The sequence below is a fragment of the Aeromonas sp. HMWF017 genome (assembly GCF_003061465.1).
GTDB classification, from domain to species: Bacteria; Pseudomonadota; Gammaproteobacteria; order Enterobacterales; family Aeromonadaceae; genus Aeromonas; species Aeromonas veronii.
The window spans coordinates 1-6,989 of sequence record NZ_QAJD01000054.1 but is presented as its reverse complement, the minus strand read 5'-3'; the positions used below and the strand labels follow the sequence as shown (position 1 = coordinate 6,989).

Here is a 6,989-nt window from a genome sequence, read left to right as displayed (position 1 = left end):
CACCAGCTCCAACTGCTCGGCAGCCAGATCCAGCTTGCCCGCCTTGACGGCAGCAGCAGCCAGTTGCAAAGCGGCCAGTTCACCGTAGGAGTCACCCTTGTTGGCGGTAACAAACTGTTGTGCCTGCTCGAAACCGGCGGCATCGCCCTTGGCCAGCTGCTCAATCACCTGGTTGTAAGAGTGGGAGGAGGCCTCCATGGTCTCTTGCTGGTGCTGGTTGTAATAGCGCCAGCCGAACAGACCGACCAGACCGATCACGGTCCCGGCAATCACCGAGGTTCCGTTCTCTTTCCACCACTCCTTGATAACCTCAACCTGTTGTTCTTCGGTGGTATAGACTTCCACAGCTTACTCTCCTTTGGCTGCCAGCAGGGCAATGGCGGCGTCAACCTTGACGGTCTGTTGCTCGGCCTGACCACGCAGATATTTGATAGTGATCTCCCCGTTTTGCACCTCGGTCTCACCAAGGATCAGGGCGATTGCCGCGCCGCTCTTGTCGGCACGTTTGAGTTGTTTCTTGAAGTTGCCACCACCGCAGTGGCTCATCAGGCGCAGATCCGGCAGGGCATCGCGCAGACGCTCGGCCAGCTGGAAGCCAGCCTGTTCGGTCCCCTCGCCCACCATCGCCAGATAGACATCCACCGCCGGGCGGATATCGGCGTTGAGCTCGAGAGTTTCCAGCATCAGCACCAGACGCTCCATGCCCATGGCAAAGCCCACGGCCGGGGTCGGTTGACCGCCCAACTGCTCTACCAGACCATCGTAGCGGCCACCGGCACAGACGGTGCCCTGGGCACCCAGACTGCTGGTGACCCACTCGAACACGGTCAGGTTGTAGTAGTCAAGACCACGCACCAGACGCTCGTTCACTTCGTATTTGATACCGGCAGACTCGAGCAGGCGCTTGAGTCCCTCGAAGTGGGCCAGGCTCTCTTCGCCCAGATGGTCGAACAGACGCGGGGCATCTGCCAGAATGGCCTGCACCTTTTCATCCTTGGAGTCGAGTACCCGCAGCGGGTTGCTGTACATGCGGCGCTGGCTCTCTTCGTCCAGCTGATCCTTGTACTGCTCCAGATAGGCCACCAGCGCATCGCGGTAAGCGGCACGCTCGGCGCTCTGACCCAGAGTATTGAGCTGCAGGGTGACATGCTCGCTGATGCCAAACAGACGCCACAGACGGTGGGTCAGCATGATCAGTTCAGCGTCAATGTCCGGCCCGTTGATGCCAAAGAGCTCGACACCAAACTGGTGGAACTGGCGGTAACGGCCCTTCTGGGGACGCTCGTGACGGAACATGGGGCCCATGTACCACATCCGGCGTTCCTGGTTGTAGAGCAGACCGTGTTCAATACCGGCACGGACGCAGCTGGCGGTCCCTTCCGGACGCAGGCTCAGGCTGTCGCCGTTGCGATCTTCAAAGGTGTACATCTCTTTTTCGACCACGTCGGTCACTTCACCGATGGCGCGCTTGAACAGATGAGTCTGCTCGACAATCGGCATGCGCACTTCGCTGTAGCCATAGCTGGCAACGACCTGGCGCAGGATCTGTTCAACCTTCTGCCATACCGGGCTCTGCTCCGGCAGGCAATCATTCATACCGCGAATAGCTTGGATCTGTTTTGCCACGTTGATACTCGAGAAAAAGAGGTAAAATTTGGCCGCATTATAGGGATTTTCCCCCCCAAGGTAAAATCAGGGAATCCGGATGCGGGATTTAAAATCAGTCACCTGGAAAAAGGGCCACCCAATGTGGCCCTGTTTCGCTCACTCCTTGTCCATCGGGATCCGGTTAGCGGGATCCAGCATGGCGGCGCGGGCGCGAATGCGGCGCTCCAGAGTTGGAATGAGATCCTTGTTGTCGAGCCGATCGACCCGCTGGCCCCCTTCATAGAAGGCACTCTTGTTGGCGGCACCCGCCAGACCAAGATCGGAGACGAGTGCTTCGCCCGGGCCATTCACCACGCAACCGATGATGGAGACATCCATCGGGGTGATGATATCTTCGAGCCGCTCTTCCAGCGCATTGACGGTGGCGATCACATCGAACTCCTGCCGTGAGCAGGATGGGCAAGCGATAAAGTTGATGCCACGGGAGCGAATACGCAGGGATTTGAGGATATCGAAACCGACCTTCACCTCCTCCACCGGATCCGCCGCCAGCGAGATACGCAGGGTATCGCCGATGCCGTCGGTAAGCAGCATGCCCAGACCGATGGCAGACTTCACCGCACCGGCACGGAAACCGCCCGCTTCGGTGATGCCAAGGTGCAGCGGCTGCTCGATCTGCTTGGCCAGCAGGCGATAGGCACCGACGGCCAGAAACACATCGGAGGCCTTGACGCTCACCTTGAAGTCCTGGAAATCGAGACGATCGAGATAGTCCACGTGACGCATGGCGGACTCTACCAGCGCCTCTGGGGTCGGCTCGCCGTACTTCTCCTGGATATCTTTCTCCAGCGACCCGCCATTGACCCCGATACGGATCGGGATATTGAGGTCGCGCGCGCAATCGACAACAGAGCGGACACGCTGCTCGTTGCCGATGTTGCCCGGATTGATGCGCAGGCAGTCAGCGCCATACTCGGCCACTTTCAGGGCGATGCGATAGTCGAAGTGGATATCGGCAACGATGGGGATGCGGGTCTGCAGTTTGATGAGCCGGAAGGCTTCCGCCGCTTCCATGGTGGGCACGGAGACACGGACGATATCGGCACCGACCCGCTCGATCCGCTGGATCTGCTCGATGGTAGCGGCGACATCTGTGGTCTTGGTGTTGGTCATGGTCTGCACGGTAATGGGGGCATCGCCCCCAACCGGTACATTACCAACCATGATCTGTCTGGATTTACGACGAATGATGGGTGATTCGTGAGAAGACATGGGAAACAGATTACTCCTGCGGCAGTGAGAAGCGGGCTGTACGACCGTTGTTGTAACGGCTCATATCAAACGACTGACCCTTGTAGTCAAGCTTGACGGCCATGGGCGCGCCAATGATGAACTTCAGGGGCTCGGCGCCTTCCAGCACCAGCTCGTCGTTGGCCTTCTTCAGACCACTGAACAGGGTCTTGCCGTTGGCATCCTTCACATCCAGCCAGCAATCGGCGGTGAAGCTCATCTTCAGTTGCGGCGCAGTCGCCGGATCAACGACAGCCTCTTCAGATTCAGTGCCATTGGCACCGGATACTGCAGCATCGGTCGCAGTGCCGACAGCCGCACTGACATCGGTCGGGGCAACAGCCGCAGAAGCAGGCGCCAGGGTAGCAGTCGCATCGGAGACCACTGCAGGGGCAGCCACGTCCGTGGCGGCCGGTGCGATGTTAGCGCCTTCCACCGGAGCTGTGTTGATCGCATCGGGCGGCGTGATAGCAGGTTCAGCCGGAGTCGAACCGGTTGCACTCATCTCGGTGGCTGCCAGCGCTTCATCACCGGCGGAGCGACGGGAAGTACTCTGCCACCACCAGGCGACCGAGAGCGCAATCAACACCAGGATCACCAGCCAGGTCACCACCTTGAGCCGACTGTCGTTGGCTTGCTGGCGGGAGCGACGGGAGAAGCTCTGCATGTCGATATTGTCGGGAGGAGTCAGACCCAGCTTGTCGTAAGCAGCCAGAATGGTCTCGTCGGGGATCCCGACCAGCTTGGCATAGGTACGCAAATAGCCCCGAATAAAGGTATGGGAGGTGTGCTTGTCGTAGGTATCCGATTCGATAGCGGCGATCAGGGTCAGACGAAGGTGAATGCGGGACGCAACCTGTTCTCGTGTCCAGCCAAGCTGTTCACGGGCGTTGCGCAGCAATTGGCCTGGGCCTACTGCCTGGGAGTCGTCTTGGAAATCGTGTTGCTGTTCAATAGTCATTGGCTAAATAACGCTTGGCTTGTTGCGAAGTGGGATATTGCCTTACCAGCTCAGTCCCGAATTGGTGAAGTAATGCCGGCTTGTCCATCGCCTGTGCCAGCCGAAGTCTCAACCAGAGACTCTCCTCGTTCTCGTCTGACACATCGGCAAAACGGGCGAGGTAGGATTGCACATCAGGCAGCTTGCCATCTTTCATGGAAAGCTCGGCCAAGTCCAGCAATAACCCTGGATTGCGGGGATTATACCCCAAGGCCAGGCGATAGTACTCGCCTGCTTTATCATTTCTGCGATTTTGCAGCGCACAAAGTGCCGCATTTTCATAGGTATCGGCAATTTTTACGTAACCTGGCTGAATAACAGCCTGGTTGAACGCCTGATCTGCCTCGGCATACCTGCCGCGATCACAGAGGAAGGCACCATAGTTGTTCATTGCGTCAGCATTGGACGGATCCATGGCAAGGGCGTTCTTGTAATGGGTCTCGGCTGCCTTGAAATCTCCTACCTTCTGGTAAAAGTAGGCAAAACCGATCTGGATCTGGGGGTTGGAGGGGTCATACTGGAGGGCGCGGTCAAGATTGAACTTGGCCTGCTCGGCATTGCCCTGACGCAGGTACTGGATACCCAGGTCAAGGCGGGTTTGGGCAGCCGCCTTGAGGTCAGGACCCACTTCACGCTGGGTCGAGTTCTGGCCAGCGTAAGTGGTCTCGGTCACACAGCCTGGCAGCGCGCAGAGCGCTGCCACTACGATCAATGTACGTGTATCCATTCCCTGTCTATACAATGGCTTAGCATTTAAACCATTTTGACGGAAATCCCATCCTGTTGCATCCGATTTTTGATAGTTCGCTTGGTACGGTCAATCACGTCACCCACCAGCTGACCACAGGCGGCATCGATGTCATCACCACGGGTCTTGCGGACAATTACGGTGAAACCGTACTCCATCAGCACCTTGGAGAAGCGATCGATACGGCTGTTGCTCGGCTTGCCGTAAGGGTTGCCCGGGAAGGGGTTGAACGGGATCAGATTGATCTTGCTCGGCGTGTCCTTGAGCACCTTGGCCAGCTCGTGCGCATGCTGCATATCGTCATTGATATGATCGAGCAGCACATACTCGACGGTCACCCGACCACCGTTGGCATTGGATTTGGCCAGGTAACGACGGACACCGGCGAGGAACTCCTCGATATTGTACTTGTCGTTGATCGGCATGATCTCTGAACGCAACTTGTCGTTCGGGGCGTGCAGGGAGATAGCCAGCGCCACGTCGATCTGGTCACCCAGCTTGTCCAGCGCAGGTACCACGCCAGAGGTGGAGATGGTCACCCGGCGCTTGGAGATGCCAAAGCCGTAGTCATCCATCATCAGACGCATGGCGGGCACCACATTGGCGAGGTTGAGCAGCGGCTCGCCCATCCCCATCATCACCACGTTGGTGATGGGACGCTTGCCACCGACCACGCGGGCCGCACGCCACACCTGACCGATGATCTCGGAGACTTTCAGATTGCGGTTGAAGCCTTGTTGAGCCGTGGAGCAGAACTTGCACTCCAGCGCACAGCCAACTTGAGAGGAGACGCAGAGGGTCGCGCGGTCATCTTCCGGGATGTAGACGGTCTCTACCTCCTGATCGCCCACCTGCAGAGCCCACTTGATGGTGCCATCGGCAGAGCGCTGCTCGCGGCTGATCTCGGGCGCCTTGATCTCGGCGATCGCCTTGAGGCGCTCTTTGAGCACCTTGTTGACGTTGGTCATCTGATCGAAATCATCACACCCAAAGTGATAGATCCACTTCATGACCTGATCTGCCCGGAATGGCTTCTCGCCCAGTTCGACGAAAAAGGCACGCATGGCATCCCGATCAAGATCCAGCAGGTTGATTTTTGTTTCGCTCATCAATGGCCTCAGTTCAAACACTTCATCAATTATTGGCTGACGACGTCAGGGGGCGGCATTGTACAAATAATGGGTCTGGCTTTCCACCTGGAGAATAGAGGGATATTGCGTAAACGGCGAAAACAACAAAGGGAGCCGAGGCTCCCTTGGGTCATCATCCACAAAAATCAGCCGCGCGGGCAGATCTCGTTGTCAGAGAAGAAGTAGGCAATTTCGCGGGCAGCGGATGCAGGTGCATCGGAGCCATGCACTGCGTTGCGATCGATGCTCTCGGCATAACAGGCACGCAAGGTACCAGCCAGCGCCTCTTTCGGGTTGGTCGCACCCATGATCTCGCGATTGCGACGGATGGCGTCTTCCCCTTCCAGCACCTGCACCATGACAGGGCCAGAGGTCATGAAGCTGACCAGATTGTCATAAAAAGGCTTGCCCTGATGCTCGGCATAGAAACCGGCAGCCTGTTCACTGCTCATGTGCAGCATTTTGGATGCCACCACTTTCAAGCCTGCGCTTTCGAAACGGCTATAGATGGCACCGATCAGGTTCTTGCTGACAGCATCCGGTTTGACGATAGAGAAGGTACGTTCGATGGCCATTGATATCTTTCCTTAACTACAGAGTTTTATTGTTAGAATCCATGTTCGCTGGCGATTATACGTAAACAAAAACCGGAAAAACACACAAACAAGCAACTTTTTATTAAACATCACTCTCTTGCAATCAACATCCACACTCATCTTGACCGAGCAGAGCCGGAAAATATGTGCGCTTGCGCACGATAGTTACCTTAAGCCGCCAAAACCCCATCTTTTGTTCACAATTCGAACAGCATGAAAAAGGCACCCAAAGGTGCCTTGTCTCGCCTATTTGGCTTCCGCCAGCAAGGCCCGCGCTATGGTGCGCATCCCCAGAGTATTGGCTCCCGGCGCCCAGAGGGCATCGCCGTTGTCACTGAAGCAGGCGGCCAGATCGATATGCAACCAGCCCATCCCTTCGTTGGCAACGAAACGAGAGAGGAAACCCGCCGCGTTGGAGGCGCCACCCGGCCCGCCCCCCTTCACCGGACGGCTGTTGGCCGTGTCAGCGTAATGGGAGGGGCACTGCTGGCGGTGCCAGGGCTCCAGCGGCAGCGGCCAGGCTGGCTCATGCTCGGCATCGGCATAGGTCATGGCGCGGCTTACCAGCCCTTTATCGAGGCCAAACAGGGCATTGTAGCGCCCACCCAGCGCCATCA

Annotated in this window: 7 protein-coding genes and 1 pseudogene; all 8 read right to left on the bottom strand. The window is 57.5% G+C overall.

Going from position 1 to position 6,989, the window contains the following annotated elements; all coding sequences use genetic code 11:
* Nucleotides 1-345 (bottom strand): YfgM family protein (locus DBR30_RS21620; RefSeq protein ID WP_258224278.1); only part of this gene is annotated, 345 nt, incomplete at its 3' end.
* A gap of 3 nt (nucleotides 346-348) precedes the next feature.
* Nucleotides 349-1,626 carry a histidine--tRNA ligase gene (hisS, locus tag DBR30_RS04550; protein WP_042056135.1) on the bottom strand — a complete coding sequence of 426 codons (1,278 nt, stop codon included), beginning with the start codon at nucleotides 1,624-1,626 and terminating at the stop codon, nucleotides 349-351.
* 138 nt (nucleotides 1,627-1,764) lie between these two features.
* Complete coding sequence (gene ispG / locus DBR30_RS04545; RefSeq protein ID WP_005351050.1) at nucleotides 1,765-2,880, bottom strand: flavodoxin-dependent (E)-4-hydroxy-3-methylbut-2-enyl-diphosphate synthase; 1,116 nt, start codon at nucleotides 2,878-2,880, stop codon at nucleotides 1,765-1,767.
* A 10-nt stretch (nucleotides 2,881-2,890) separates the two neighbouring features.
* Nucleotides 2,891-3,859 carry a cytoskeleton protein RodZ gene (gene rodZ, locus DBR30_RS04540; RefSeq protein ID WP_108540334.1) on the bottom strand — a complete coding sequence of 323 codons (969 nt, stop codon included), beginning with the start codon at nucleotides 3,857-3,859 and terminating at the stop codon, nucleotides 2,891-2,893.
* Nucleotides 3,849-4,640 (bottom strand): PilW family type IVa pilus biogenesis/stability lipoprotein TapF, encoded by a 792-nt coding sequence (gene tapF, locus DBR30_RS04535; protein ID WP_085943024.1) that lies wholly within the window; start codon nucleotides 4,638-4,640, stop codon nucleotides 3,849-3,851. The genes rodZ and tapF overlap by 11 nt, the downstream gene beginning before the upstream one ends.
* 11 nt (nucleotides 4,641-4,651) lie before the next feature.
* Nucleotides 4,652-5,755 carry a bifunctional tRNA (adenosine(37)-C2)-methyltransferase TrmG/ribosomal RNA large subunit methyltransferase RlmN gene (locus DBR30_RS04530; protein ID WP_005344856.1) on the bottom strand — a complete coding sequence of 368 codons (1,104 nt, stop codon included), beginning with the start codon at nucleotides 5,753-5,755 and terminating at the stop codon, nucleotides 4,652-4,654.
* A gap of 167 nt (nucleotides 5,756-5,922) precedes the next feature.
* Complete coding sequence (gene ndk, locus DBR30_RS04525) at nucleotides 5,923-6,351, bottom strand: nucleoside-diphosphate kinase (protein WP_005333805.1); 429 nt, start codon at nucleotides 6,349-6,351, stop codon at nucleotides 5,923-5,925.
* A 267-nt stretch (nucleotides 6,352-6,618) separates the two neighbouring features.
* Nucleotides 6,619-6,989, bottom strand: a pseudogene (locus tag DBR30_RS04520) (aminopeptidase PepB); the annotation flags it as partial.

Bases quoted from the DNA above. Each gene is read 5' to 3' on its own strand.
- DBR30_RS04530 (WP_005344856.1), bottom strand. From the start codon at position 5,755: ATGAGCGAAACAAAAATCAACCTGCTGGATCTTGATCGGGATGCCATG.
- ispG (WP_005351050.1), bottom strand. From the start codon at position 2,880: ATGTCTTCTCACGAATCACCCATCATTCGTCGTAAATCCAGACAGATC.
- ndk (WP_005333805.1), bottom strand. From the start codon at position 6,351: ATGGCCATCGAACGTACCTTCTCTATCGTCAAACCGGATGCTGTCAGC.
- rodZ (WP_108540334.1), bottom strand. From the start codon at position 3,859: ATGACTATTGAACAGCAACACGATTTCCAAGACGACTCCCAGGCAGTA.